Here is a 26643-nt window from a genome sequence, read left to right as displayed (position 1 = left end):
CTGCCCTTCCGTGCTGTGCCCGTGCTGTCCGGGCAGTGTGATGTCGCTCGCTCCGGACGGACCGTGCTCGTCTCGACGCGCCCCGCGCCCTTCGTCGCACGCGGGTTCGTGCCGTGTTGATCAGGACGACGTCTCGACGGCACCCGGCGGTTCCGTCGATCAGTAGGGTGCGGACCATGACACAGTCCGGATCGGCCGCCGGATCGCCTGCCGGACCGCCCTCCGAGCTGCGGCGGACGCTGGGCGTCGGCGACGCCGTGGTCATCGGGCTCGGCTCGATGATCGGTGCCGGCGTCTTCGCCGCGCTCGCTCCCGCCGCGCACGCCGCGGGCTCCGGGCTGCTGCTCGGACTCGCGCTCGCCGCTCTGGTCGCCTACTGCAACGCCATGTCGTCGGCGCGACTCGCCGCGCTGTATCCGGCCTCGGGCGGCACGTACGTGTACGGGCGCGAGCGGCTCGGCGCGTTCTGGGGGTATCTGGCGGGCTGGTCGTTCGTGGTCGGGAAGACGGCCTCCTGTGCGGCGATGGCGCTGACGGTCGGGGCGTACGTCTGGCCGGGGCAGGCGCACGCGGTGGCGGCCGCGGCGGTGGTGGCGCTGACCGCGGTGAACTACGGCGGCATCCAGAAGTCGGCCTGGCTGACGCGGACGATCGTGACGGTGGTCCTGGCGGTCCTCGCTTCCGTGGTGGTCGTGTGTCTGGGGTCCGACGCCTCCGACGTGGGGCGGCTGGACGTCGGGGTCTCCGAGGGCGTCGGCGGGGTGCTGCAGGCCGCCGGTCTGCTGTTCTTCGCCTTCGCGGGGTACGCGCGCATCGCGACCCTCGGCGAGGAGGTGCGGGACCCTTCGCGCACCATCCCTCGCGCGATCCCGCTGGCCCTGGGCATCACGCTGGCCGTGTACGCGTGTGTGGCGGTCGCTGTCCTTTCCGTGCTCGGGGCGGACGGTCTCGGGTCGGCGGGCGCGCCGCTGGCGGACGCGGTGCGGGCGGCGGGAGTGCCCGGTCTGGTGCCGGTGGTGCGGGTCGGGGCCGCCGTGGCCGCGCTGGGCTCGCTCCTCGCCCTCGTCCTGGGCGTCTCGCGCACGACGCTGGCGATGGCGAGAGACGGGCACCTGCCCGGTGCTCTGTCGGCCGTTCATCCGCGCTTCCAGGTACCGCACCGGGCCGAACTCGCCGTGGGCGCGGTGGTCGCGGTCCTGGCCGCCACGGTGGACGTGCGAGGCGCGATCGGGTTCTCCTCCTTCGGTGTGCTGGCGTACTACGCGGTGGCCAACGCGTCGGCCTGGACGCTGGATTCGGCCCCGGCGCAGCGGGCGCTGCCAGCGGTGGGGTTCCTGGGTTGCGTGGTCCTCGCGTTCGCGCTACCGGGGACTTCGGTGGTCGTGGGGGCGGGGGTGCTGACTGTGGGCGCGGTCGCGTACGGGGTACGACGGAGATGGGCGGGCGCGCGATAGCCGTACGGCGACGGGGAGGGGGACGAGGAAGGGCGCTGCGCGGGCCAGGGCGGACACGCGGCAACCCGTACGACGGTGGAATGCCTCCGGCTTCCGATCAACACGTGCCCGGCAGCCGATCGCTACCGCGCTTACCGCGTCTACGGCGTCGATGCTTTCTACGGCGACGGGACCCGGGGCGCCGACGTGCGTATGCGGAACTCGGTCCAGGGGGTCGGGCTCAGGTCCTCGTCCATGGCGTCGTACCAGCCGGTGCCGTCGAGCCAGGCGTGCAGCCAGTCCGTGAGGCTGAGGGCGTCGACGAACCAGGCGTGGTCGGGATCGCCCGGGTTCGGTTCGAAGAGCAGGACCGACGCCTGTGGGGAGTGGCAGTCCACGCACGCGTACATGGCACAGCCCCAGTGGGATATCGGCAGGACGCCCTCGGGCCAGGGCCAGTCGGGGTCCTGGCGTCCGCTCTCGCGGTTGGCGAGGTACTGGGTGACGGCGGCGGGTTCGCCGGCTGGAGGGCTGTCGAGCAGGGGCAGCAGGCCGTACTCCGGGCCGAATCCGCCGTCTCCTATACGCAGGTAGAGGGCGGCGAGCAGTGGGGGCAGGCGGAAGCCGAGGGTGGCCTCGGCTCGGGAGAGGCTGGCCTCGTCCACGGGGTCGGGGAGCGAAGGCCACCCCCACGGGCGGGTGGTGGCCGCCTTGGCCGCCACCCTTGCCAGCAACTGCTCGTTCTCGGTCATGCGTTCATGATGCAAGCCGCCACTGACAATCGGGCGGGCCTGTGGGTAACTCGCCCGTTGTGGACAACCGGGCCGCCCTGGAACCCGGACCGGCGGACTGGTGGTGGACGACGTGCGGGTCGGGCTCGCGCCGTCAGCGCGACGCGAACGGCTGGTCGGTGCGCACGATTTCGCGGCCCAGCGGGAACAGCGAGACGGGAATGAGCTTGAAGTTCGCGATGCCGAACGGAATTCCGATGATGGTCAGGCAGAGGAGGAAGCCGGTGACGATGTGGCCGATGGCCAGCCACCAGCCGGCGAGGACCAGCCAGAGCACGTTGCCCAGGCAGGAGGGCGCGCCCGCGTCGCGGCGCTCGACCGTCGTGTAGCCGAAGGGCCAGAGGGCGTACATCCCGATACGGAATGCAGCGATGCCGAAGGGGATGCCGATGATCGTGATGCAGAGCAGCGCGCCCGCGAGCACGTAGCCGAGGAACAGCCAGAAGCCGCTCAGGATCAGCCAGATGATGTTGAGGATGGTCTTCACTGGGGGCGACCTGCCATTTTCTCGAGCCGGGCGATACGGTCCGCCATCGGCGGGTGTGTCGAGAACATTTTGGAGATTCCCTGGCCCGGGCGGAAGGGGTTAGCGATCATCATGTGGCTCGCGGTCTCGATGCGGGGCTCCGGGGGCAGCGGAAGCTGCTTGGTGCCGGTCTCCAGTTTGCGCAGTGCGCTGGCGAGGGCCAGGGGGTCACCGGTGAGCTGGGCGCCGGAGGCGTCCGCCTCGTACTCCCGGGAGCGGCTGATGGCGAGTTGGATGAGGCCTGCGGCGAGCGGGCCCAGGATCATGATCAGGAGCATGCCGAGGATGCCGGGGCCGTCGTCGTCGTCGGAGCGGCCGATCGGGATCAGCCAGGCGAAGTTGACCAGGAACATGATCACGGAGGCGAGCGCGCCGGCGACCGAGGAGATGAGGATGTCCCGGTTGTAGACGTGGCTGAGCTCATGGCCGATGACACCGCGCAGTTCGCGCTCGTCGAGGAGGCGCAGGATGCCGTCGGTGCAGCACACGGCGGCGTTGCGCGGGTTGCGGCCGGTCGCGAAGGCGTTGGGCGCCTCGGTCGGGGAGATGTAGAGGCGGGGCATGGGCTGACGCGCCTGGGTGGAGAGCTCGCGGACCATCCGGTAGAGGGCGGGGGCCTCGAACTCGCTCACCGGACGGGCGCGCATCGCGCGTAGCGCCAGCTTGTCGCTGTTCCAGTACGCGTACGCGTTGGTGCCGAGCGCGATCAGGACCGCGATCACGAGCCCCGCGCGTCCGAAGAAGCTGCCGATGACGATGATGAGCGCCGACAGTCCCCCGAGGAGTACTGCGGTCCTGAGCCCGTTGTGCCGGCGGTGCACGGTACGCCCTCCAAGTCGTGCAGCAGGGGAACCCTTTGCTTGCGGATCTTGCTGTTCTCCGGTGGCACTGGTGTCGTGGTGTCGCATCCAGTGCACCCTCCCGTACTGGTCAACGCCAGGCGGGAGGCACTAGTTCCCTTGTGCCTGCGGGCAGGGGGGTGGGCTGTCCGGGTGAGGACAGGGGGGCGCACGCGCGCGTGAGGGTTCAGAAGAGGCCGGTGTCGGCGAAGCGCAGGACCAGTTGGGGTGCTCCGGACAGGGCGATGCCGAGGGCCGCGGTGAGGGCGATCGCGGCGGTGAGGGGGGCGGGGACGCGGTGCTTCTCCGGCTCGCCCTCGGGGGTGCGGAAGAGGAGGGCCGTCCACTGGAGGTAGTAGTACAGGGCGATCACGACGTTGACGGCCATGACGACGGCGAGCCAGCCGAGGCCCGCGTCGACGGCCGCCGCGAAGACGGTGACCTTCGCGAAGAGGCCGATGATGCCGGGCGGCAGTCCTGCGAGGCAGAGCAGGAAGAAGGCCAGGAGGAGGGCTGCCAGGGGGTTTCTGGCGTACAGGCCCCGGTAGTCCGTGATCCGGTTCGTCGTGCTCGTACGGCCCACCAGGGCGGCCACCGCGAAGGCGCCGAGGTTCACGGCGGCGTACATGAGGGCGTACGCGACGGTGGAGCCGATCGCGTGCTCGGCGTCGTCGGAGTACGCGGCGGCGGCGATCGGCACGAGGAGGTAGCCGGCCTGGCCGACGGAGGACCAGGCGAGGAGGCGTACGGCGCTGTACGCGCGCGTGGCCTGCTGGCGGAGGGCGCCGACGTTGCCGGCGGTCATGGTGAGGGCGGCCAGCGCGGCGAGGGCGGGGCCCCAGACGTCGGCGTACGAGGGGAAGCCGATGACGGTGACGAGGATGAGGCCCGAGAAGCCGACCGCCTTGCCGACGACCGACAGGTAGGCGGCGATGGGCAGGGGGGCGCCGACGTAGGTGTCGGGGACCCAGAAGTGGAAGGGGACGGCGGCCGTCTTGAAGGCGAAGCCGATGAGGGTGAGGACCACGCCGGTCTGGGCCAGGGTGTGCAGTTGGCCGTCGACGTGCTGGATGCGGTCGGCCACCTGGGTGAGGTAGAGGGTTCCGGTCGTCGCGTACACGAAACTGATGCCCAGGAGGCTGACGGTGGTCGCGGTGACGGACGACAGGAAGAACTTCAGGGCCGCCTCGGAGGACCGGCGGTCGCCGTGCCGGATGCCGACGAGGGCGAAGGCGGGCAGGGAGGCGACCTCCAGGGCGACGACGAGGGTGGCGAGGTCGCGGGAGGCGGGCAGCAGGGCGGCGCCTGCGGCGGAGGACAGCAGCAGGAACCAGAACTCCCCTTCGGGGAGTCTCCCGCGCGCGTCCTTCAGGGCGGTGACGGACAGTAGGGCCGACAGCAGCGCTCCCCCGAGCACCAGGAACTGGATGACCAGGGTGAAGCGGTCTGCGGTGTAGCTGCACGCGCTCGGGTCGCCGGTGAGGCAGAAGGTGGAGCGGTCGCCGTCCAGGAGGGGCAGAAGCAGGGCCGTGGAGGCCGCGAGGCCCGCGACGGAGAGCCAGCCGAGGAGCGGCTTGCGGGCGTCGCCGACGAAGAGGTCGGCGACGAGGACGACGAGCGCGACGACCGCCGCGAGGGTGGGCGGCGCGATGGCCTGCCAGTCGACGGACTGGACCACCGATTCGGCCAGGGCCTGGACGGCCGGCGGCTGGGCCAGGGAGCTCATCGGGTGCCTCCTGCGAGGAGCTGCTGCACGGCCGGGTCGGTCAGGCCGAGGAGGATCTTCGGCCACAGGCCGGCGACGACGGTGAGGGCGACGAGCGGAGTCCAGGCCGCGAACTCGTAGATCTGTACGTCGGCGAGGCGCGGGGCGTCCTGAGGGACGGCGCCCATGCAGACGCGGCGGACCACGACGAGCAGGTAGGCGGCCGTCAGCAGGGTGCCGAACGCGGCGATCGCCATGAAGGTGAGGAAGGCGGGGCGGCTGAGGCCGTCGGCGGGGTCGAAGGCGCCGAACAGGGCCAGCATCTCGCCCCAGAACCCGGCGAGGCCCGGCAGGCCGAGCGAGGCGACGGCGGCGAAGGCGAGGAGGCCGCCGAGGCGGGGCGTCCTGCCGTACAGCGCGGCGCCGGTCTGCTCGGCGAGGGTGTCCAGGTCGGTCGTGCCGGTTCGGTCCTTCAGGGCTCCGACCAGGAAGAACAGGAGGCCGGTGATGAGGCCGTGGGCGATGTTGGCGAACAGGGCGCCGTTCACGCCGGTCGGGGTCATGGTCGCGATGCCGAGCAGGACGAAGCCCATGTGGCCGACGGAGGAGTAGGCGATCAGGCGCTTGAGGTCGCCCTTCGCGCCCTGCTTGGCGAGGGCCAGGCAGGCCAGGGATCCGTAGATGATCCCGACGACGGCGAAGGCGGCGAGGTAGGGCGCGAAGACGCGGAAGCCGTCGGGTGCGACCGGGAGGAGAATCCGGACGAACCCGTACGTGCCCATCTTCAGCATCACGCCGGCCAGCAGGACCGAGCCGACGGTCGGGGCGGCGGTGTGGGCGTCGGGCAGCCAGCTGTGCAGGGGCCACATCGGGGTCTTCACCGCGAGCCCGATCCCGATCGCCAGAACGGCGATGACCTGCACGGATGTGGTCAGCGACCGGCCGTTGTCAGTGGCGAGTGCCATCATGTCGAACGTGCCCGCCTTGATTCCGATCAGGAGCAGGCCGAGCAGCATGACCACGGATCCGAGCAGCGTGAAGAGGATGAACTTCCAGGCCGCCTGGGTCCGGCCCGCGCCGCCCCAGCGGGCGATGAGGAAGTACATCGGGATGAGGACCATCTCGAAGGCGAGGAAGAACAGCAGCAGGTCGAGGACGGCGAAGGTCGCGAGGGTGCCGGACTCGAGCACGAGCACGAGCGCGACGAAGGCCTTCGGGGACGGGCCCGTAGGCATCTTGAAGTAGGAGTAGAGCGCGCAGAGGAAGGTCAGCAGCGCGGTCAGGACCACGAGGGGGAGGGAGATGCCGTCGATGCCGAGGTGGATGCGCACGTCGAGTGCCGGGATCCAGCTGATGTCCGTGCTGGCCTGCATCTTCGACGGATGGCCGTGGTCGAAGCCGAGCGTGAGGGCGATCGCGGCGATGAGGATCACGCCGGTCACGGTCACGCCGTGCCGCAGCACGGCCTGCTCGGGTGACTTCCCCTTCAGCCCGGGCGGGGCCGGCAGGAGAGCGGCGGCGGCGCCCAGGAGCGGGCCGACGACGATGAACGCCAGAAGGACCTGCATCACGGACTCGTTGATATCGATCACGCCTGCTCACGCTCCCGAGGCGACGAGAAGGGCGGCGACCGCCAGGACGACGGTGCCGGCGAGCAGCGCGCTCACATAGGTCTGGACGTTGCCGGTCTGGGCGCGCCGTACGGCGGCCCCCAGCCAGCGCGGCAGGGCGCCCGCGCCGCGCACGTAGGTGTCGACGACCTCGCGGTCCAGGAACCGTACGAGGCTCGCGGCGGCCTGGACGGGGCGGACGAACAGCGCCTGGTAGGCGGCGTCGAGGTGGAAGCCGACTGCCGCGTGGCGGTGCAGCGGGCCGAGCAGGAGCCGTCCGGGGTCCGCAGGGTCGGGGGCGGAGGCCACGTCTCCGTAGGCGGGCGCGTGCGTCGCGACGGCCTCGGCCTCGACGTGGGCGGCGTCGCCCTCGGGGTGCGCGGCGACCGCGCCGATCGGGACGCGGGCGGCGAGCCCGGCGAGGTGGCGCCAGGCGGCGTACGTGAGGAGTCCGCCGGCCAGGGCCACGCCCGTGCCGAGGACGGAGGTGGTGAGGGTGGGCGCGAGGTCGTTGCCGTCGAACCAGTCGGGGAGGGTGCGGTAGGCGAGCCCGCCGAGGGCGAGGGACGGGACGGCCAGGACCCACAGCACCACGGTCATGCTCAGGGGCTGGCGGCCGTGGTCGGGGGCCTCGGCGCCCCGGCCGCGGAAGGTCAGCAGCCACAGACGGGTCGCGTAGGCGGCCGTGAGAAGGGCGGTGATCAGGCCTGCGACGAGGACGAGCCAGCCGGCGGCGCCGGGGGCGTGCTCGGTGTGGCCGGCGGTGACGTGCTCGGCGGCGCCGAGCACGGACTCCTTGGAGAAGAAGCCGCTGAACGGCGGGATCGCGGCGAGCGCGAGGAGCGCCACGGTCATCGTCCAGTAGGCGTCGGGGACGCGGTCGCGCAGGTGGCTCATGCGGGACATGGCGGCCAGCGAGTTGGTGCCGGCGGCGTGGATGATCACGCCGGCCGCAAGGAACAGCAGCGCCTTGAAGGCGCCGTGCGAGAGGAGGTGGAAGACGGCGGCGCCGCGGTCGCCGACGGCGAGGGCGCCGGTCATGTAGCCGAGCTGGCCCATCGTCGAGTAGGCGAGGACGCGTTTGATGTCGTCCTGGGCGAGCGCGGCCAGGCCCGAGCCGACCATCGTGACGGCGGCCATCACGGCGAGGACCACCATCGCGGCCGAGGAGGCCTCGAAGACCGGGAGGAGGCGGGCGACGAAGTAGACACCGGCGGCGACCATCGTCGCGGCGTGGATCAGCGCGGAGACGGGCGTGGGGCCCGCCATCGCGTCAGGGAGCCAGGTGTGCAGCGGGAACTGGGCGGATTTGCCGGCCACGCCCGCGAGGAGCAGCAGGGCGACGAGGGTCGGGTGGTCGAGTCCGTCGTGGGCGACGGCGCCGAGGACCTTCGTGATCTGGAAGGAGCCGGCGTCGGTGGCGAGGGCGAACAGGCCGATGAGGAAGGGGACGTCGCCGAGTTTGGTGACGAGGAAGGCCTTGATGGAGGCGGCGCGGGCCTCCGGGGTCTCCCAGTAGTGGCCGACCAGGAAGTAGGAGCAGATGCCCATGACTTCCCAGCCGACCAGCAGCACGATCAGGTCGCCGGAGTAGACGACCAGGAACATCGCGGAGGTGAAGAGGGAGACGAGCGCGGCGTAGGAGGGGTAGCGCGGGTCCTCGCGGAGGTAGCCGGTCGAGTAGATCTGCACGCAGGTGGCGACCATGCCGACCAGGACGGCGACGAGGGCGGCGAAGCCGTCGATGTGCAGGGCGAGTTCGACCGGGACGGATCCGGTGGGGGTCAGTTCGGTGGCCGCGTCGACGGCGGCGTTCCCGCCCTGGCGTACGGCGACGACGGCGGCCAGTACGAGGGCGGCGAGGGTCGGCAGGACGGCGAGGGGGCGGACGAATCCGGGGGCGGTGCCGCCCAGGAGCAGTCCGGCGGCGGCGCCCAGGAACGGCAGGAGGGGGACGAGGACGGCGAGGGTGGTCGTGGTCACGCGGTGGCCTCAGCCTTCTCGGCGGCCGTTCCGGTCGCGGGGGTGTCGCTGTCGGGGCCGCCGGCGGCGGGGTTCTCGTGGCCCTCGGCGGTGTCGCGGAGCCGGTCGATGTCCGCGGTGCCGCGATTGCGGTGGACGGCGAGGACGATCGCCAGTCCGATGCCGATCTCGGCGGCGGCGATGGCGATGGTGAACAGGGTCAGGGCCTGGCCGGAGTGCAGGGTCTCCTCGGCGGCTTTGCTGAGCCAGACGTCGAAGGCGACGAGGTTGAGGTTGACGGCGTTGAGCATCAGCTCGACCGACATCAGGACCAGGATCGCGTTCCGGCGGGCGAGGACGCCGTACAGGCCGGTGCAGAAGAGGAGGGCGGAGAGGACGGCGGGATAGGCGAGGTGCATCAGTGGGCGCCTTCCTGCTCCGCCGGGTTCTTCCGGGTGTCCGGGACGGAGGAGGGGTTCCCGGAATTTTCGGAACTCTCCGTGACGGTCTGGGAACTCTTGGTGGTGGTTCGGGAGTTCACAGGGGGAGAGCTCGACTCCGCCGTCGCCTTGCGGGACAGGACGATCGCGCCGACCAGTGCCGCGAGGAGGAGGACGGAGAGGGCCTCGAAGGGGAGGACCCAGTGCTGGAAGAGGCTCGCTCCGGTGACCTCGGTGGAGCCGGCGGCGGGGCCGTCCAAGTCGATCCAGGTGGCTCGGAAGGCGTCGACGACCACCCAGATCAGGGCGGCGGCCGCGGCGACGGCGACCGTGAGGGCGGCCCAGCGGTTGCCGGAGTCCGCGTCCGGGGAGCGGCCGATGGGGGCCTTGGTGAGCATCAGACCGAAGAGGAGGAGCACGACGACGGAACCGACATAGATGAGGACCTGCACCCAGGCGATGAACTCGGCGGTGAGCAGGAGGTACTCGACGGCGAGGCCGCCGAGGGCGACCACGAGCCACAGGGCGGCGTGCACCAGCTGTTTGGTGGTGACGGTGACGAGGGCGGCGCCGAAGGTGACCAGGCCGACGAGGAGGAAGGCGATCTCCACGCCGGTCGGGGAAAGGAAGCCGTGGGGTGCCTGAGCGAGGGTCACGATGATCCTCCCTGGGCTTCGTCCGGCTCGGCCTTGGCCGCCGCCAGCTTCTCGGCCGTCTTGCGGGCGGCCGCGATCTCCTTCGGCTCCTCGGCGGCGGGGTCGAGGGCGGGCGGGGCCGGGACCGTCCACATCCACTCGCGGAGCTTGTCGCGTTCGTGGGTGAGTTCGAGGATGTCGGTCTCGGCGTACTCGAACTCCGGGGACCAGAACAGGGCGTCGAAAGGACAGACCTCGATGCAGATACCGCAGTACATGCACAGGGCGAAGTCGATGGCGAAGCGGTCGAGGACGTTGCGGCTGCGCTCGCGGCCCCCCGGGGCGGCGGCCGGGACCGTCTCCTTGTGGGAGTCGATGTAGATGCACCAGTCGGGGCACTCTCGGGCGCACAGCATGCAGACCGTGCAGTTCTCCTCGAACAGTCCGATCACGCCTCGGCTGCGGGGCGGGAGGTCGGGCTGGGCGTCCGGGTACTGCGCGGTGACGGACTTGCGCGTCATCGTACGGAGGGTGACGGCCAGGCCTTTGGCGAGGCCACTACCGGGAAGGGGGGCCATGGTTACTGGATCACCACCTTGACGACGCCGGTGACGGCGATCTGGGCGAGGGAGAGGGGAACGAGGAGCGTCCAGGACAGCTTCTGGAGCTGGTCCTCGCGCAGGCGGGGGTAGGTGACGCGGAGCCAGATCACGACGAAGGCGAGGACGGCCGACTTGAGGAGGGTCCAGACCCAGCCGAGGCCGTCGGCGCCCCAGGGGCCGTGCCAGCCGCCCAGGAAGAGGACGGTGGTCAGGCCGCACAGGACGACGATTCCGGCGTACTCGGCGAGGAGGAAGAGGGCGAACCGCAGACCGGTGTACTCGGTGTACGCGCCGAAGATGATCTCCGAGTCGGCGACGGGCATGTCGAAGGGCGGGCGCTGGAGTTCGGCGAGGCCGGCGACGAAGAAGACGATCGCGCCGGTGATCTGCCAGGGCAGCCACCACCACTCGAAGGCGTCGACGATGCCGGGCAGGGAGACCGTGCCGGCCGCCATCGCGACCGAGGCGGCGGTGAGCAGCATCGGAAGTTCGTAGGCGAGGAGTTGAGCGGCGGTGCGCAGGCCGCCGAGGAGGGAGAACTTGTTGGCACTGGCCCAGCCGGCCATGAGGGAGCCGAGGACACCGACGCCCATCACGGCGAGCACGAAGAAGATGCCAGCGTCCAGGACCTGGCCGACGGCGCCCTCGCCCGGGCCGACGGGGATGGCGAGGAGAACGAGGAGATACGGGAGGAGGGCTACGGCAGGGGCGAGCTGGAAGATACGGCGGTCCGCGCCCGCGGGGACGATGTCCTCCTTCTGCGCGAACTTCACACCGTCCGCGATGAGCTGGGCCCAGCCGTGGAAGCCACCCGCGTACATCGGACCCAGGCGGCCCTGCATGTGGGCCATCACCTTGTGCTCGGTCTGACCGACGATCAGGGGGAAGGTGAGGAAGACGACGAAGACGACCAGGAGTCGCAGGGCGACGTCGAGAGCGTCGTTCACTGCTGGCCTCCTGTGGGGTCTTCGGGGGCGGGGCGGTCGGGGGCGGCGGTGCCTTCGGCGTCGGTGTCGCTGTCCGTGTCGGCTGTGCCTTCGGCGTCGGCTGTGCCTTCGGTGCCTTCGGTGGGCGACGGCTTCTTGACTGTGGCCAGCTGCTCGGGCGTGGTTCGGTGCGGAGCTGGCTTGGGTTGGGCTGCCGACGCGGGCTCGGGATCCGGCTCGGAGTTTGGCTCGGGCTGCTGTCTCGGGGCCGTTTTCGCCTTCTGCTCCTGCTCCTGCTCCTGCTCGTGCTCCTGCTCCCGCTTCTCGCCCAGGGTCGGCTTCGACTCCGACTCCGGCTCCGGCTCCGACTTTGACTCCGGCTCCGACTCGTCGAATGCTGGGCGGGCGTGGTGCCACGGGGCGTCGGAGCTTCGGGGGGGCGTGGGGGTGTCGGGGGAGGTCGTCGGGGGCTGGGTGTGCTGGGAGGCCGAGCCCTGGGAGGCGCTGCGTGCGCGGCGCGGGGCTGCTGGGGGCTGCGGGGTCGGTTCGGGAGCGGTGGGCTCCGCGTCCGTGGCGTTCTCGGCTCGTGCGGCTCCCCTAGCTCCCCTGGCTCCTGCGGCGCCCGCAGCTCCCGCAGCTCCTGCGGCTCCTGCGGCTCCCGCACTATCTGCGGGCTCCGGGGCCGCCGTCCGCTGTGACGCCGAGCCTGCGCTTGCGCTTCGGGCTCGGCGGGGGCCTGCCGGGGCGGCCGGGGTTCCCGGAGTCGAGGCGGTCGGCGGAGTCGTTGCGGTCGGCGGAGTCGTTGCGGTCGGCTCGGTCGCCGGCGTGGCCGGTGTTGTCGTCGGGCGGCGGGTCGGGCGGTCGCCTGGTGTGCGGCCTGCTGCTGCTCGGGTGGGGCGGGTCAGGGCCGGGGGGAGTTGGCCCTTCAGGGGGCCCCATTCGTTGGGGTCGGGGACGCCTGGGGGGAGCATTTGGCGGCGCTTGGGGGCGCCGTGTTCGGACTCGCCGGGTTCCTTTGCTCCGGGCCAGGCCTTGGCTACGCGGGCGGCCAGGACGAAGTCCTTGCGCAGGGGGTGGCCTTCGAAGGTGTCGGGGAGGAGGAGGTGGTTCAGGGCGGGGTGGCCTTCGAAGGTGACGCCGAACATTTCGTGCGTCTCGCGTTCGTGCCAGGCGGCGCCGGCGTAGACGTCGACGGCGGAGGCGAGGGTCGGTGCCTCGTGCGGGATCGTCGTGCGCACGAGGAGGCGGCGGACCGGGGACAGGGCCACCACGTGGGCCGAGATCCGGAAGCCCGTGCCGGGTTCGTCGACCGCGCTCAACCAGTCGAAGTAGGTGCAGGTCAGGCGGTCGCGGGCCACGCGCAGGGCGGCGGTCCAGGAGCCCGGGGGGACGTCCACCGTCAGGACGTCGTACGACTCCTCGGCCGCGGCCCGGGGGCCGAAGAGTTCCTCGGCGGGGGCTGGAAGCCAGCCGACCGTGCTCATCGGCCCTCCCCCTCCCCCGGTGCCGAAGGAGACTCGGTCGGGAGCGGCTGTGGCGACTGCGGCGGCTGCGGTGCCTGCACCAGGCCGCTTTGCAAAGCCGCTGTCGACGGGCGGGAGGGGGTGGTCGGGCGGGAGGCGGGGGTGCTGTAGCGCTCGTTCAGGGACTCGCGCGCGATCTTTTCCTGGAGCTTGAGGATGCCCTGGAGCAGCGCCTCCGGGCGCGGGGGGCAGCCCGGTACGTAGACGTCCACCGGGATGATCTGGTCGACGCCCTTCGTCACGGAGTAGGAGTCCCAGTAGGGGCCGCCGCAGTTGCTGCAGGCGCCGAAGGAGATGACGTACTTCGGCTCGGGCATCTGCTCGTAGAGGCGTTTCACGGCCGGGGCCATCTTGTCCGTGACCGTGCCGGAGACGACCATCAGGTCGGCCTGGCGCGGGCCGGGTGCGAACGGGATCACGCCGAGGCGGATGAAGTCGTGGCGGGCCATCGAGGCGGCGATGAACTCGATCGCGCAGCAGGCGAGGCCGAAGTTGAAGACCCAGAGCGAGTAGCGGCGGCCCCAGTTCAGGACCACCTTCATGGGTTCGGGGGCGAGGCGGGACAGGACGCCCAGGCGCTTCGGCTCGGGCAGCAGCACCGGCTCGGAGGACGTCGCTTCCGAGAGCCTCGCTCCCGAGGACATCACATCTGCGGACGTCGTTTCTGCGGAAGGCACGTCTGGGGTCACGTCCATGTCAGGACGCCCTTCTTGTATGCGTACAGCAGGCCCACGGTCAGGAAGCCGAGGAAGATGAACATCTCGACGAGCGTCGTCGCGCCGTATCCGTCCCGGGCGAACACCGTCGCCCAGGGGAAGAGGAAGATCGAGTCGACCGCGAAGATCACGTAGAGGAAGGCGTAGACGTAGTAGCGGACCTGGGTGTGGGCCCAGCCCTCGCCGACGGGGTCGACGCCGCACTCGTACGTCAGGAGCTTCTCGGGGGTGGGGACCACCGGGCGCAGGAGGCGTCCCGCGCCGAAGGCGACGGCGACGAACAGCACGCCGACGGCGGCGAGCAGTCCGACGACGGAATAGGACTGGAAGTAGTCCGCCGCGACTTCGACGGTCGGTTCCCGCACGTCCGCTCCCTCGCTCCCTGACCTCAGCGTCTTCGACCTCAGCGTCTTGGCGTCTCGGCGTCTTCGCGTCTTCGACGATCTGTACGGACGGGAGTCTAGGCCCTGATAAAGGGGCGGTAAGCAGCCCGTCACGCCTCGGGGTGCGGTACGGGGGTTTTCCCCAGGGGACAGAGGCGGGTGACCTCATGGCGCGACGCCGCGCGGGGCGGCACGCTAACCCGTATGACCGCTTCCCACTCCGCCTCTTCCCCGCCATCCTCCTCCTCTTCGTCCTCCTCCCGCCAGGGTGGATCGGGGCACGACGACGATCGGCCGCCCCCCGTCCGCTTCGCCTACGACGCGCAGACGTGGAAGGAGATCGCGCATCTTCTGCTGAATCTGCCGATGTCGTTGATCGGGTTCACCTATGTGATGACGGTGATCGTCGCCGAGGCCGCGCTGACCATCACCGTGGTCGGGTTCCCGTTGCTGGCGCTCGGGCTGGCCGGGGCGCGGCTGATGGGCCGGTTCGAGCGGGCGCGGGCGCGTCGGCTGCTCGGGCTGCGGATCGACGAGCCGAGCCCGCTGCCGCTGCGCAGGGCGGGCGGTCCCCTGCAGCGGATGTGGCTGATGCTGAAGGATCCGGTGGCCTGGCGCACGGTGCTGTACGACCTGGTGCGGCTGCCGTGGGGGGTGCTGACATTCAGCGTGGTCGTGCCGTCGCTGTTCGTGCTGTGGCCGGTGCTGCCGTTTCTGGCGCGCGGGCTGACCAACGCGGACCGGGCGATGGTGCGGGGCCTGCTGTCCCCGTCCGACGAGTTGGAGCGGCGGATCGCGGAGCTGGAGTCGGACCGGGGGGTCGTGGTTGACACGGCGGCCGCCGATCTGCGGCGCATCGAGCGTGATCTGCACGACGGGGCGCAGGCCCGGCTGGTGAATCTGGCGATGGGGCTGGGGCTGGCGAAGGAGAAGCTGCTGGAGGGGCAGGCCGACGACGTCGTGGCGGCGATGGTGGAGGAGGCTCACGGCGAGGTGAAGCTCGCGTTGCAGGAGCTGCGGGACCTCGCGCGCGGGATCCATCCGGCTGTCCTGACCGACCGGGGGCTGGACGCGGCGCTGTCCTCGGTGGCCTCGCGCTGCACGGTGCCGGTGAAGGTGACCGCCGACCTGCCGTCCCGACCGGCGCCGGCCATCGAGGGCATCGCCTACTTCACCGTCTCCGAGCTGCTGCAGAACGTCAGCAAGCACAGCGGGGCGCGGTCGGCGTCGGTCGAGGTGTGGCGGGCGGACGACCGGCTGCTCGTCCAGGTGTGGGACGACGGCCGGGGCGGGGCGCGGCTCGACGGCGGGACGGGGATGCGGGGGCTGGCTGAGCGGCTGGACGCCGTCGACGGGATCTTCGTCGTGGCATCGCCGGTGGGGGGTCCCACGACGGTGACCGCGGAACTGCCCTGGCGGGACCGGGGAGCCGGTGAGCTTCCGAGCCGGTGAGCGGGAGGCCCGGTGAGCGCGGGAGGCCCGGTGAGCGCGGGAGGTAGGGAAAACCCCCCGTTCAAGACGCCGACGGACCGCATGGTCCGCGGGCCCGCCGGCGAGGAGGGTTGGCGGTACGGATCGACAGCTCCGCGCTGAGATGAGCAGGGACCGACGAGTGGAACGGACCGCGCCGATGGCCACGCAGTACGAGCAGCACGGACAGTACGGACAGTACGAGCGGCACGAGCAGCGCCACAGCGAGTACGACGAGTACGGGCGTCGGGGCGGGGAACGTCGGCGTCGGTTGCCGGCGGGGCTGCGGGAGCCGCTCACCGCGCGCCACTGGGGTGAGCTGCTGTACGTCCTGCTCGGTCTGCCGATCGGCGTCGTGCTGTTCTCCTTCGCGGTCACGATGCTGTCGCTGGGCGCGGGTCTGCTGGTGACGTTCCTCGGTATCCCGGTGCTGGCGGCGGGACTGGCCGCCTGCCGTGGCTTCGGGGCGCTGGAGCGGGCGCGGGCGCGCGGGCTGCTCGGGCTGGAGGTCGCCGATCCCGAGCCGCTGCGGGTGCGGGCGGGCGGGGGCGCGATGGCGTGGATGGGGGCCGTTCTGAAGAACGGCACGTCGTGGCGGAACGTGCTGTACGCGGTGCTGCAGTTGCCGTGGGCGGTGTTCTCCTTCGGCGTCGCCGTGACCGTGTGGTCGTTCGGCTGGAGCATGCTGACGTATCCGCTGTGGTTCTGGCTCTTCCCGATGTACGGCGGTCAGGGCGGGCTTCAGCTCTACGGCGACGAGCAGCACAGTGTCTACCTCGACAACCCGTTCGAGATCACCGTGACGGCGCTGGTGGGGCTGCTGATCACGCTGGCCACGCCGTGGATCGTGCGGGCGCTGACGACGGTGGACCGGCTGCTGGTGCACGGGCTGCTGGGGCCGTCGTCGCTGGGGGCGCGGGTGGTGGAGCTGGAGTCGGACCGGGGGGTCGTGGTGGACACGGCGGCCGCCGATCTGCGCCGCATCGAGCGTGATCTGCATGACGGGGCGCAGGCCCGGCTGGTGGCGCTGGCGATGGATCTGGGGCTGGCGAAGGAGAAGCTGCGGGAGGATCCGCAGGCGGCGGCGCGGATGGTGAACGAGGCGCACGGTGAGGTGAAGACGGCGTTGCAGGAGCTGCGGGATCTGGCGCGCGGGATTCATCCGGCGGTGCTGACGGACCGGGGACTGGACGCGGCGCTGTCGGCGGTGGCGTCGCGGTGTGTGGTGCCGGTGCGGGTGGAGGTGGATCTGGTGGAGCGGCCGGCGCCGGCGATCGAGGGGATCGCGTACTTCACCGTCTCCGAGCTGCTGCAGAACATCAGCAAGCACAGCGGGGCGCGGTCGGCTGCTGTCGATGTGTGGCGGGTGGAGGAGCGGTTGATGTTGCAGGTCGTGGATGACGGGGTGGGCGGAGCGGGCGCCTCCGGCGGGGGGTCGGGGTTGGCTGGGCTTGCGGGGCGGTTGGATGCGGTGGACGGGATTCTGGTGGTGGATTCGCCGGTGGGCGGGCCTACTCGGGTGACCGCGGAGTTGCCCTGGCGGGCGGAGGGGGTCTGAGGGCGGTTTTTCGCCCCCGCCGCCCCTACCCGTTCCCGCCCCGTCCCTGGGGGCTGCCGCCCCCAGACCCCCGCTTCGGCCCTTAAGGGGCCTCGTCCTCAAACTCCCCCAGAGGAGAGACCCCCAACGGGCTGACATGCAACCCGGGCGTGCTGGAGTACAGCGACGGCACTCACGTGGGCCGAAAGGCCGAAATCGTGCGTGTCGTCGGCGTGTTCCCGCCGTATTCTCGCCGTCCTCCTCCCTGGCCTGGTCGTTGTCGGGTGCAGATGGGCCGGAAGCTGGAATGCTTGGCTGGCTTGACCGGTTCGACCGACGGGTGGACGGCTGGGGGGCCGAGGAGCGTGGAGGACAGGGTGCGGGTGGTCATCGCCGAGGATTCGGTGCTGTTGCGGGAGGGGCTGACCCGGTTGCTGACCGACCGGGGGCATGACGTGGTCGCGGGGGTCGGGGACGCCGAGGCGCTGGTCAAGACCATCACCGAGCTGGACGACGAGGGCGCGCTGCCCGACGTCGTCGTCGCGGATGTGCGGATGCCGCCCACGCACACGGACGAAGGGGTGCGGGCCGCCGTACAACTGCGCAAGGCGCATCCCGGGCTCGGGGTGCTGGTGCTGTCGCAGTACGTGGAGGAGCGGTACGCCACCGAACTGTTGGCCGGTTCCAGTCGCGGGGTCGGGTATCTGCTCAAGGACCGCGTGGCCGAGGTGCGGGAGTTCGTGGACGCGGTGGTGCGGGTCGCCCAGGGGGGCACCGCCCTCGACCCTGAGGTCGTCGCGCAGCTCCTCGGGCGCAGCCGGAAGCAGGATGTGCTGGCGGGGCTGACGCCTCGGGAGCGCGAAGTTCTAGGGCTGATGGCCGAGGGGCGGACGAACTCGGCGATCGCCCGGCAGCTCGTCGTCAGCGACGGGGCCGTGGAGAAGCACGTCAGCAACATCTTCCTGAAGCTCGGCCTGTCCCCGAGCGACGGGGATCACCGCCGGGTGCTCGCGGTCCTCACCTATCTCAATTCATGATTCATGGCCTGTCTCGATTCATGACCTGTCACGATTCACGGTTGGTCTGTCACGGTTCATGGTCTGTCTCGAATTCATGGCCGTCTCATTTCATGACGGGGTGGCGCCGGAGTGGCCTTCGGGTTCTCCCGTAGGTGTGTCGGCTGGTGCGTCTGCCGGTGTTTCTGCCGGTGCGTCTGTCAGTTCTGTGCCGGGGGGCGGTAAATCATGGCAAGCGGGGGTGCCGGGCCGTGTCGGGACGTTGACAGTCATACGAATGGCCGAGGGAAGGCGACCCTTACAGACGTAGGGTTGATCCATGGAGGGCCTTCGGGAAGCACTCTCCGGGACAGCCACCTCGAGGGAGGTCCAGTTCAGTGACCAGTCAGGTCAGCAGCCCAGCGGAACAGGCCGACGGAACCGGCGGAGCGGACGCAGCCGTCGTGGGCGAGCAGCGCAAACCGGGCGGGACGAAGGACGTACGCCGTCTCGACCGGGTGATCATCAGGTTCGCGGGTGACTCGGGTGACGGTATGCAGCTCACCGGTGACCGTTTCACCTCGGAGACGGCGTCGTTCGGGAACGACCTCTCCACCCTGCCGAACTTTCCTGCCGAGATCCGTGCGCCCGCCGGCACCCTCCCCGGTGTCTCCTCGTTCCAGCTGCACTTCGCCGACCACGACATCCTCACGCCGGGTGATGCGCCCAATGTGCTGGTCGCCATGAATCCGGCGGCGCTGAAAGCGAACATCGCCGATGTGCCGCGCGGCGCGGAGATCATCGTCAACACGGACGAGTTCACCAAACGGGCGATGCAGAAGGTGGGGTACGCGGCCTCGCCGCTGGAGGACGGTTCCCTCGACGGTTACCAGGTCCACCCGGTCCCGCTGACCACTCTGACCGTCGAGGCACTCAAGGAATTCGACCTCACCCGCAAAGAGGCCGAGCGCAGCAAGAACATGTTCGCGCTCGGCCTCTTGTCATGGATGTACCACCGGCCGACCGAGGGCACCGAGAAGTTCCTGACGTCGAAGTTCGCGAAGAAGCCCGCGATCGCGGCCGCCAACATCGCCGCCTTCCGTGCCGGGTGGAACTTCGGTGAGACGACCGAGGACTTCGCGGTCAGTTACGAGGTCGCGCCGGCGGCGAAGGCCTTCCCGGTCGGCACCTACCGCAACATCTCCGGGAACCTGGCGCTGGCGTACGGGCTGATCAGCGCCTCCCGGCAGGCCGATCTGCCGTTGTTCCTGGGGTCGTACCCGATCACGCCGGCCTCCGACATCCTGCACGAGCTCAGCCGGCACAAGAACTTCGGCGTCCGTACCTTCCAGGCGGAGGACGAGATCGCGGGGATCGGCGCGGCGCTGGGGGCGGCCTTCGGCGGGTCCCTCGCCGTCACCACCACCTCCGGGCCGGGTGTGGCGCTGAAGTCCGAGACCATCGGGCTCGCCGTCTCGATGGAGCTGCCGCTGCTGGTCGTGGACATTCAGCGGGGCGGGCCGTCGACCGGTCTGCCGACCAAGACCGAGCAGGCCGACCTGTTGCAGGCGATGTTCGGGCGCAACGGCGAGGCCCCGGTGCCGATCGTCGCGCCCTGCACGCCCGCCGACTGCTTCGACGCGGCTCTGGAGGCGGCGCGGATCGCCCTCGCCTACCGCACCCCCGTCCTCCTCCTCTCCGACGGTTACCTGGCCAACGGCTCCGAGCCCTGGCGGATCCCTGAGCTGGACGCGCTGCCGGATCTGCGGGTGCAGTTCGCGCAGGGCCCGAACCACACGCTGGACGACGGCACCGAGGTCTTCTGGCCGTACAAACGCGACCCGCAGACCCTCGCCCGGCCGTGGGCGATCCCGGGCACCCCGGGGCTCGAGCACCGCATCGGCGGGATCGAGAAGGAGGACGGCACCGGAAACATCTCCTACGCCCCCGCCAACCACGACTTCATGGTCCGCACCCGCCAGGCCAAGATCGACGGCATCGACGTCCCGGACCTCGTCGTCGACGACCCGCACGGGGCGAGAACCCTGGTGCTGGGCTGGGGTTCCACCTACGGGCCCATCACCGCGGCGGTACGGCGGCTGCGCAGGGCGGGGGAGGCCGTGGCGCAGGCCCATCTGCGGCACCTGAACCCGTTCCCGCGCAACCTCGGCGCGGTGTTGAAGCGTTACGACAAGGTCGTCGTCCCCGAGATGAACCTCGGTCAGCTCGCCACCCTCGTACGGGCGAAATACCTGGTCGACGCGCAGTCGTACAACCAGGTCAACGGGATGCCGTTCAAGGCGGAGCAGCTCGCCACGGCGCTGAAGGAGGCCATCGATGGCTGAGATCACGAGATCGACCGGGGTAACCGGGGCGACCGGGGCGACCGGGGCGACCGGGGCGACCGGGGAAGGTTCGGGCACGATCGAGGCGCTCTCGCTCGTTCCCAAGGCCGAGGCCAGGCAGTCCATGAAGGACTTCAAGTCCGACCAGGAGGTGCGCTGGTGCCCCGGCTGCGGGGACTACGCGATCCTGGCGGCCGTCCAGGGCTTCATGCCGGAGCTGGGGCTTGCCAAGGAGAACATCGTCTTCGTCTCGGGCATCGGCTGCTCGTCGCGCTTCCCGTACTACATGAACACCTACGGGATGCATTCGATTCACGGGCGGGCCCCGGCGATCGCGACCGGGCTCGCCGCCAGCCGCCGCGACCTGAGCGTGTGGGTGGTGACGGGGGACGGGGACGCGCTGTCCATCGGCGGCAACCACCTGATCCACGCGCTGCGGCGGAACGTGAACCTGAAGATCCTGCTGTTCAACAACCGGATCTACGGGCTCACCAAGGGCCAGTACTCGCCCACCTCCGAGGTCGGCAAGATCACCAAGTCGACGCCGATGGGTTCGCTGGACTCGCCCTTCAACCCGGTGTCGCTGGCGCTCGGGGCCGAGGCGTCGTTCGTGGCGCGGACCATCGACTCCGACCGCAAGCACCTGACGGAGGTGCTGCGCCAGGCAGCCGCCCACCCGGGCACGGCGCTGGTCGAGATCTACCAGAACTGCAACATCTTCAACGACGGCGCGTTCGAGGCGCTGAAGGACCGGCAGTCGGCCGAGGAGGCGGTGATCCGGCTGGAGCACGGGCAGCCGATCAGGTTCGGGGCGGACAGGGCCCGGGGTGTCGTGCGTGATGCGGCGACCGGTGATCTGAAGGTCGTCACCGTGACTCCGGAGAACGAGGCGGACGTCCTGGTCCACGACGCGCACGCCGCGTCCCCGACCACCGCCTTCGCCCTGTCCCGGCTGGCCGACCCGGACACCCTGCACCACACGCCGATCGGTGTGCTGCGGTCCGTCGAGCGGCCGGTCTACGACACGCAGTTGGCGGACCAGTTGGACAAGGCGATCGAGCAGCACGGCAAGGGCGATCTGGCGGCGCTGCTGGCGGGCGGGGACACCTGGACGGTCGTCGGCTGAGGCGGCGTTGCGGCATTGCGGCATGGGGTGACTGGGGTGACTGGGGTCGCTGAGAGCGACCAGAGGTCACCAGGGTGACTGGGGCGAGGCCCGGGACTGGAGTTCCAGTTCCGGGCCTCGTCACGTGCCGCTGCATGCCCCCCGCGGCATGCTCCGCCATACGCCGCCGTAGGCCCCCGCGTGCCGTCGTAGGCCGCCGCAAGCCCCTCGGCCCGTCGGATACTTACCTTGAAGTTAGTACCTGACTTTAAAGTGGGTACTTTCTTTGAGTTAGCGCACATCCTATGGTTAGTGGCAGACCGCAATCGCCCTTAGGAGTGCCTGAGCCATGAGCATCGTCGTCACCGGAGCCACCGGACACCTCGGCCGCCACGTCGTCGAGCAGTTGCTGGAGAAGGTCCCGGCCGAGCAGATCACGGCCGTCGTCCGCGACGAGGCCAAGGCCGCCGACTTCGCCGCCCGCGGCGTCAAGCTCGCCGTCGCCGACTACAACGCCCCCGAGACCTTCGGCAGCGTCTTCGCCGCCGGCGACAAGGTGCTGCTGATCTCGGGCAACGAGTTCGACAAGGGCCGCCCGGCCCAGCACCAGGTCGTCATCGACGCCGCTCAGGCGGCCGGGGTCGCGCTCCTCGCGTACACCAGCGCGCCGGGCAGCCTGACCGCGGCGCTGGCCGACGACCACCGCGCCACCGAGCAGGCGCTGCTCGCCTCCGGTCTGCCGTACGTGCTGCTGCGCAACGGCTGGTACCACGAGAACTACACCGAGCAGCTCGCGCCGGTGCTGGAGCACAACGCCGTCGTCACGGCCGCCGGTGAGGGCCGGGTCTCCTCCGCCTCCCGCGCCGACTACGCGGCCGCCGCCGTCACCGTCCTGACCGGCGAGGGCCACGAGAACAAGACGTACGAGCTGGGCGGCGACGAGGCGTGGAGCTTCGCGGAGTACGCGGCCGAGCTGAGCGAGCAGACCGGCAAGGAGATCGCCTACAACTCCGTGCCCGGCGAGGTGCTCATCGGCATCCTGACCGGCGCCGGGCTGCCCGAGCCGCTCGCCGCGATCTTCGTCGGCGTGGACGCGGCGATCGAGCAGGGCCAGCTGGTCGTCACCGGCGGCGAACTGTCCCGTCTCGCCGGCCGCCCGACCACGCCGCTCGCCGAGGCGATCACGGCTGCGCTCAAGGGCTGAGACTCCCCCTTAGGCCCCCTAGTGGGCCCCATGATGGTCCGTAAAGGGCTCCCTAATGGGTCCCCTACGGGGCCTTGAGCAATCCACCCCTGCCTGTCATGACCGTATTGCGATACGGACATGACAGACGGGGGCGCTCGGCGTTACCTTCGTGCACGCGTGTCTGACGTGAAGGACATGTCTGACGTGAGAAAGAGGGACCCGTGGCCGGGACGTCGAGGAGTGAGGGCCGGACAGGCCTGCTGAACGGCTTCGCGGCGTATGGGATGTGGGGGCTGGTCCCCCTCTTCTGGCCCCTGCTCAAGCCGGCCGGGGCGACCGAGATACTCGCCCACCGCATGGTGTGGTCCCTCGCCTTCGTCGCCGCCGCGCTGCTCGTCGTACGGCGCTGGGCGTGGGCCGGTGAGCTGCTGCGACAGCCGCGCCGGCTCGCGCTCATCGTGATCGCCGCGGCCTTCATCACCGTGAACTGGGGCGTCTACATCTGGGCCGTGAACAGCGGCCACGTGGTCGAGGCGTCCCTCGGGTACTTCATCAACCCGCTGGTCACCATCGCGATGGGCGTGCTGATACTCAAGGAACGGCTGCGGCCCGTGCAGTGGGCGGCGGTCGGCGTCGGCCTCACCGCGGTGCTGGTCCTGACCATCGGCTACGGCCGCCCGCCGTGGATCTCCCTCGTCCTCGCCTTCTCCTTCGCCACCTACGGGCTCGTGAAGAAGAAGGTGAACCTCGGCGGGGTCGAGTCGCTGACCGCCGAGACCGCCGTCCAGTTCCTGCCCGCGCTGGGCTACCTGCTGTGGCTGTCCGCGCACGGCGACGCCACCTTCACGACCGAGGGCGCCGGACACGCGGCCCTGCTCGCCTCCACCGGCATCGTCACCGCGCTCCCCCTCGTCTGCTTCGGCGCGGCGGCGATCCGCGTGCCGCTGTCCACGCTGGGCCTGCTGCAGTACACGGCGCCGGTCTTCCAGTTCCTGCTCGGCGTCTTCTACTTCGGCGAGGCCATGCCGCCCGAGCGCTGGGCCGGGTTCGCGCTGGTCTGGCTGGCGCTGGTGCTGCTCACCGGCGACGCGCTGCGCACCTCGCGCCGAGCGTCCCGCGCACTCGCAGCCGACCGCGACGGCCTCACCGACCGCACCAGCCTTTCCGACCGCGGCGACCTCACCGACCCCACTGGCCTCCCCGACCTCAGTGACATCAGCGACACGAGGGCGCCCAGCACGACCATCACGACGGGCACCGCCAGCGCCGTACGGAAGGCGGAGAGCGCGGCCTCCGCCGCGTCCGCCACGCCCGCCGCCCCTGGGGAAGTATCCGCCGTCCCGGAGGCGGGGACCTCCCCCCTCGCCAAGCCGTAGACCGCGGTCACGGCGGAGATACCGATCGCCGAGCCGAACTGGGTCGAGGTGTGCAGCAGGCCGCCCGCGAGCCCCTGCGCCTCCGCGGCCACGCCGTCGGTCGCCGCGATGGTCAGCGGACCGTAGGCCAGTGCGAACGCGGTGCCCGCGATCAGCAGCGTCGGGAACATCGCCGCGTACGGCCAGTCCATCCCCACCGGCAGTAACAGTCCGTACGCCACGATCGCGAGCAGGAAGCCGCCGACGATCACCCGGGCGATGCCGTAGCGGGCGACGAGCCTCGGGGTGAGCGTGGGGGCGAGCACCGCGTCGCACCCCATCACGACCAGCGCGATCGCCGTCCGGAGCGACGACCAGCCGCGCAACTCCTGTAGGTACAGCGTCAGCACGAACTGGAACCCGAAGAACGCGCCGACGAACAGCAGCGCCCCGAGATCCGCCCGGACGAGCGCTCCCCTGCGCAGGATCCCGAGCCGGACGAGCGGGTGCGCGGCCCGTCGCTCGATCGCCACGGAGACGACCGCGAGGAGCCCGGCGCCGAGCCCGGCGGCCACCGTCAGCGGCCACCCGTCCGCCCCGTGCTCCAGTCGTACGACGGTGTAGGCGGCCAGCAGCATCGCGCCGGCCACGGTGACGGCGCCCGGGACGTCGAAGCCCCGCCGCACGACGACCGGCGCGCCCGGCCCATCCGGCCCGCCCGGCCCGCCCGTCCGGCCTGGGCACCAGACGCAGCGCCGCCAGGAACAGGGCCGCAGCCAGCGGCACCGGGGCAAAGAACACCCAGTCCTGCTACAAGTGGCTGCATGACCGAGACACCGTCAGCATCTGAGGCGACGCCCACTGCCGTGCCCGTGCACTGGAAGCTCGTCGTCGACTCCGCCGACCCGCACGCGCAGGCCGATTTCTGGGGCGCCGCGCTGCACTACGCGACCGAGGACAACAGCGCGCTGATCGAGCGTCTGCTGGAACTCGGCGCACTGCCGGGGGCGGCGACGGTGGAGTTCCACGGCCGCCTCGCCTTCCGCGACCTGGTCGCCGTACGCCACCCTGACGACCCGTACGACCCCGACAGCGGGACCGGGCTCGGGCGGCGGCTGCTGTTCCAGCGGGTCCCGGAGCCGAAGACGGTCAAGAACAGGCTCCACCTCGATCTGCATCCCGGTGTGGGGCTGCGGGACGGGGAGGTCGAGCGGCTGACGGCGCTGGGGGCGAGTGTGCTGCGGGAGGTGAAGGAGCCTTCCGGGGCGTGGGTGGTCATGGCGGACCCGGAGGGGAACGAGTTCTGCGTGCACTAGGGGTCTCGGGGAGCTTGAGGTTTCCGGAAGCCCCGCAGCCCGGGTAGCCCGGAAGCCCGATGGGCCGGAAGCCCTATAGCCCGGCAGCCCCGTGGTCCGGCAGCCCCGTGGTCCGGTAGTCCGGTAGGTGGATCCCGTGTCCTGATACCGCTCTTGACGTGGCGTTGGTTCCCCGTTCACCATCCTGGAACCCCATTCACCATGGAATCCCTGTGATCAGGCGATTCCCCAGGAATTCGGAGCCCCCCACATGAAGCTCCCCGTTTCCGGGCGTATGGCAACTGTCAGCGCCACCTCATTTGTCATGCTCCTGACGTCCGGGGCGATAGCAGGCGCCGCCCCCGCCTCCGCCCCCACCCACTCGGTCGCAGCCGTGGCCGCCGCCCCCACCATCCCCGTGGCCAACGTCAAGGCGCATCTGACGCAGTTGCAGTCCATCGCCACCGCCAACGGCGGCAACCGCGCCCACGGCCGCACCGGTTACAAGGCCTCGCTCGACTACGTGAAGGCCCAACTGGACGCCGTCGGTTACACCACCACCATCCAGCAGTTCACCTCGTCCGGCCGCACCGGCTACAACCTGATCGCCGACTGGCCCGGCGGCGACACCGGCCAGGTGCTGATGGCCGGTTCCCACCTGGACTCCGTGACCTCCGGGGCGGGCATCAACGACAACGGTTCCGGCTCGTCGGCCGTGCTGGAGACGGCCCTGGCCGTGGCCCGGTCCGACTACCAGCCCACCAAGCACCTGCGGTTCGCCTGGTGGGGCGCGGAGGAACTGGGCCTCGTCGGATCCAGGTACTACGTCAACAACCTGTCGTCGGCGAACCGCGCCCGCGTCAGCGGCTACCTCAACTTCGACATGATCGGCTCGCCGAACCCCGGCTACTTCGTCTACGACGACGACCCGACCATCGAGAAGACCTTCAAGGACTACTACACCGGCCTCGGCATCGCGACGGAGATCGAGACCGAGGGCGACGGCCGCTCCGACCACGCCCCCTTCAAGAACGCGGGCGTGCCGGTGGGCGGCCTGTTCAGCGGCGCCGACTACATCAAGACGGCGGCGCAGGCGGCCAAGTGGGGCGGTACGGCCGGGCAGGCCTTCGACCGCTGCTACCACTCCTCCTGCGACACCACGGCCAACATCAACGACACGGCCCTGGACCGCAACGCGAACGCCCTCGCGTACGCGGTCTGGACACTGTCCGCCTGATCGACGTCCGCCTGATCGACTCGCCCG

Annotated in this window: 23 protein-coding genes and 1 pseudogene; 10 read left to right on the top strand and 14 right to left on the bottom strand. The window is 70.7% G+C overall.

Annotated elements, in window-relative coordinates; genetic code table 11:
- Positions 1–176 precede the first annotated feature (176 nt).
- Entirely contained in the window at positions 177–1454 is a 1278-nt protein-coding gene (locus tag OG352_RS25945; RefSeq protein WP_329220157.1) for an APC family permease, read from the top strand.
- 158 nt (positions 1455–1612) lie between these two features.
- On the opposite strand, the gene OG352_RS25940 is transcribed toward OG352_RS25945, so the two are convergent.
- From OG352_RS25940 to OG352_RS25880, 13 genes are all read right to left on the bottom strand, one after another.
- Positions 1613–2185, bottom strand: a complete 573-nt coding sequence (locus tag OG352_RS25940; RefSeq protein WP_329220156.1) for an SMI1/KNR4 family protein — start codon at positions 2183–2185, stop codon at positions 1613–1615.
- Positions 2186–2318: 133 nt separating this feature from the next.
- Positions 2319–2711 (bottom strand): YccF domain-containing protein, encoded by a 393-nt coding sequence (locus tag OG352_RS25935; protein ID WP_329220155.1) that lies wholly within the window; start codon positions 2709–2711, stop codon positions 2319–2321.
- Positions 2708–3571 carry a zinc metalloprotease HtpX gene (htpX, locus tag OG352_RS25930; RefSeq protein ID WP_329220154.1) on the bottom strand — a complete coding sequence of 288 codons (864 nt, stop codon included), beginning with the start codon at positions 3569–3571 and terminating at the stop codon, positions 2708–2710. Before htpX ends, OG352_RS25935 begins: the two co-directional genes overlap by 4 nt.
- A gap of 205 nt (positions 3572–3776) precedes the next feature.
- Complete coding sequence (locus OG352_RS25925; RefSeq protein ID WP_329220153.1) at positions 3777–5315, bottom strand: NADH-quinone oxidoreductase subunit N; 1539 nt, start codon at positions 5313–5315, stop codon at positions 3777–3779.
- Positions 5312–6886, bottom strand: a complete 1575-nt coding sequence (locus OG352_RS25920; protein ID WP_329220152.1) for a complex I subunit 4 family protein — start codon at positions 6884–6886, stop codon at positions 5312–5314. The genes OG352_RS25925 and OG352_RS25920 overlap by 4 nt, the downstream gene beginning before the upstream one ends.
- 6 nt (positions 6887–6892) lie before the next feature.
- A complete protein-coding gene (locus OG352_RS25915) occupies positions 6893–8887 on the bottom strand; it encodes an NADH-quinone oxidoreductase subunit 5 family protein (protein WP_329220151.1) in 1995 nt (664 codons plus the stop codon).
- Positions 8884–9285, bottom strand: coding sequence for an NADH-quinone oxidoreductase subunit NuoK (gene nuoK / locus OG352_RS25910; protein ID WP_329220150.1), 402 nt, complete (start codon positions 9283–9285; stop codon positions 8884–8886). The genes OG352_RS25915 and nuoK overlap by 4 nt, the downstream gene beginning before the upstream one ends.
- A complete protein-coding gene (locus OG352_RS25905) occupies positions 9285–9962 on the bottom strand; it encodes an NADH-quinone oxidoreductase subunit J family protein (protein ID WP_329220149.1) in 678 nt (225 codons plus the stop codon). The genes nuoK and OG352_RS25905 overlap by 1 nt, the downstream gene beginning before the upstream one ends.
- A complete protein-coding gene (locus tag OG352_RS25900; RefSeq protein ID WP_329220148.1) occupies positions 9959–10519 on the bottom strand; it encodes a NuoI/complex I 23 kDa subunit family protein in 561 nt (186 codons plus the stop codon). The genes OG352_RS25905 and OG352_RS25900 overlap by 4 nt, the downstream gene beginning before the upstream one ends.
- A gap of 2 nt (positions 10520–10521) precedes the next feature.
- Entirely contained in the window at positions 10522–11490 is a 969-nt protein-coding gene (locus OG352_RS25895; protein WP_329220147.1) for a complex I subunit 1/NuoH family protein, read from the bottom strand.
- Complete coding sequence (locus tag OG352_RS25890; RefSeq protein WP_329220146.1) at positions 11487–12953, bottom strand: NADH-quinone oxidoreductase subunit C; 1467 nt, start codon at positions 12951–12953, stop codon at positions 11487–11489. The genes OG352_RS25895 and OG352_RS25890 overlap by 4 nt, the downstream gene beginning before the upstream one ends.
- Positions 12950–13687: an NADH-quinone oxidoreductase subunit B gene (locus OG352_RS25885; RefSeq protein WP_443072338.1), complete on the bottom strand. Its 738-nt coding sequence runs from the start codon at positions 13685–13687 to the stop codon at positions 12950–12952. The genes OG352_RS25890 and OG352_RS25885 overlap by 4 nt, the downstream gene beginning before the upstream one ends.
- A complete protein-coding gene (locus tag OG352_RS25880; RefSeq protein ID WP_093777357.1) occupies positions 13678–14073 on the bottom strand; it encodes an NADH-quinone oxidoreductase subunit A in 396 nt (131 codons plus the stop codon). Before OG352_RS25880 ends, OG352_RS25885 begins: the two co-directional genes overlap by 10 nt.
- Before the next feature lie 222 nt (positions 14074–14295).
- Between OG352_RS25880 and OG352_RS25875 the strand changes: the two genes are divergently transcribed.
- The 7 genes from OG352_RS25875 to rarD all read left to right on the top strand — a co-directional run bounded on the left by OG352_RS25875 (position 14296) and on the right by rarD (position 24105).
- On the top strand, positions 14296–15543 hold the full coding sequence (locus OG352_RS25875) for a sensor histidine kinase (protein ID WP_329220144.1): 1248 nt from the start codon (positions 14296–14298) through the stop codon (positions 15541–15543).
- 178 nt (positions 15544–15721) lie between these two features.
- Positions 15722–17119: a sensor histidine kinase gene (locus OG352_RS25870; protein ID WP_329220142.1), complete on the top strand. Its 1398-nt coding sequence runs from the start codon at positions 15722–15724 to the stop codon at positions 17117–17119.
- A gap of 344 nt (positions 17120–17463) precedes the next feature.
- Complete coding sequence (locus OG352_RS25865; protein ID WP_329220140.1) at positions 17464–18135, top strand: response regulator transcription factor; 672 nt, start codon at positions 17464–17466, stop codon at positions 18133–18135.
- 356 nt (positions 18136–18491) lie between these two features.
- Positions 18492–20438 (top strand): 2-oxoacid:acceptor oxidoreductase subunit alpha, encoded by a 1947-nt coding sequence (locus OG352_RS25860; protein ID WP_329220138.1) that lies wholly within the window; start codon positions 18492–18494, stop codon positions 20436–20438.
- A 124-nt stretch (positions 20439–20562) separates the two neighbouring features.
- Positions 20563–21564 carry a 2-oxoacid:ferredoxin oxidoreductase subunit beta gene (locus OG352_RS25855; RefSeq protein WP_329223966.1) on the top strand — a complete coding sequence of 334 codons (1002 nt, stop codon included), beginning with the start codon at positions 20563–20565 and terminating at the stop codon, positions 21562–21564.
- A 328-nt stretch (positions 21565–21892) separates the two neighbouring features.
- Complete coding sequence (locus OG352_RS25850; RefSeq protein ID WP_329220137.1) at positions 21893–22747, top strand: SDR family oxidoreductase; 855 nt, start codon at positions 21893–21895, stop codon at positions 22745–22747.
- A gap of 203 nt (positions 22748–22950) precedes the next feature.
- Complete coding sequence (gene rarD / locus OG352_RS25845; protein WP_329220136.1) at positions 22951–24105, top strand: EamA family transporter RarD; 1155 nt, start codon at positions 22951–22953, stop codon at positions 24103–24105.
- Positions 24106–24185: 80 nt separating this feature from the next.
- On the opposite strand, the pseudogene OG352_RS25840 reads toward rarD, so the two are convergent.
- Positions 24186–24722 (bottom strand): annotated as a pseudogene (locus OG352_RS25840) (MFS transporter); the annotation flags it as partial.
- Positions 24723–24908: 186 nt separating this feature from the next.
- On the opposite strand from OG352_RS25840, the gene OG352_RS25835 reads away from it, so the two are divergent.
- Positions 24909–25400, top strand: a complete 492-nt coding sequence (locus OG352_RS25835) for a VOC family protein (protein ID WP_329220135.1) — start codon at positions 24909–24911, stop codon at positions 25398–25400.
- 250 nt (positions 25401–25650) lie between these two features.
- On the top strand, positions 25651–26616 hold the full coding sequence (locus tag OG352_RS25830) for a M28 family metallopeptidase (RefSeq protein WP_329220134.1): 966 nt from the start codon (positions 25651–25653) through the stop codon (positions 26614–26616).
- The last annotated feature ends 27 nt before the right edge of the window (positions 26617–26643 follow it).

The organism is Streptomyces sp. NBC_01485 (genome assembly GCF_036227125.1).
Classification (GTDB): Bacteria; Actinomycetota; Actinomycetes; order Streptomycetales; family Streptomycetaceae; genus Streptomyces.
The sequence above is the reverse complement of the archived record's forward strand: the minus strand, read 5'-3'. Positions and strand labels throughout refer to the sequence as shown.

Bases quoted from the DNA above. Each gene is read 5' to 3' on its own strand.
- OG352_RS25830 (WP_329220134.1), top strand. From the start codon at position 25,651: ATGAAGCTCCCCGTTTCCGGGCGTATGGCAACTGTCAGCGCCACCTCA.
- OG352_RS25875 (WP_329220144.1), top strand. From the start codon at position 14,296: ATGACCGCTTCCCACTCCGCCTCTTCCCCGCCATCCTCCTCCTCTTCG.
- OG352_RS25900 (WP_329220148.1), bottom strand. From the start codon at position 10,519: ATGGCCCCCCTTCCCGGTAGTGGCCTCGCCAAAGGCCTGGCCGTCACC.
- nuoK (WP_329220150.1), bottom strand. From the start codon at position 9,285: ATGCACCTCGCCTATCCCGCCGTCCTCTCCGCCCTCCTCTTCTGCACC.
- OG352_RS25855 (WP_329223966.1), top strand. From the start codon at position 20,563: ATGAAGGACTTCAAGTCCGACCAGGAGGTGCGCTGGTGCCCCGGCTGC.
- OG352_RS25850 (WP_329220137.1), top strand. From the start codon at position 21,893: ATGAGCATCGTCGTCACCGGAGCCACCGGACACCTCGGCCGCCACGTC.
- OG352_RS25890 (WP_329220146.1), bottom strand. From the start codon at position 12,953: ATGAGCACGGTCGGCTGGCTTCCAGCCCCCGCCGAGGAACTCTTCGGC.
- OG352_RS25885 (WP_443072338.1), bottom strand. From the start codon at position 13,687: ATGGACGTGACCCCAGACGTGCCTTCCGCAGAAACGACGTCCGCAGAT.
- OG352_RS25940 (WP_329220156.1), bottom strand. From the start codon at position 2,185: ATGACCGAGAACGAGCAGTTGCTGGCAAGGGTGGCGGCCAAGGCGGCC.
- OG352_RS25925 (WP_329220153.1), bottom strand. From the start codon at position 5,315: ATGAGCTCCCTGGCCCAGCCGCCGGCCGTCCAGGCCCTGGCCGAATCG.
- OG352_RS25870 (WP_329220142.1), top strand. From the start codon at position 15,722: ATGGCCACGCAGTACGAGCAGCACGGACAGTACGGACAGTACGAGCGG.
- OG352_RS25835 (WP_329220135.1), top strand. From the start codon at position 24,909: ATGACCGAGACACCGTCAGCATCTGAGGCGACGCCCACTGCCGTGCCC.
- OG352_RS25945 (WP_329220157.1), top strand. From the start codon at position 177: ATGACACAGTCCGGATCGGCCGCCGGATCGCCTGCCGGACCGCCCTCC.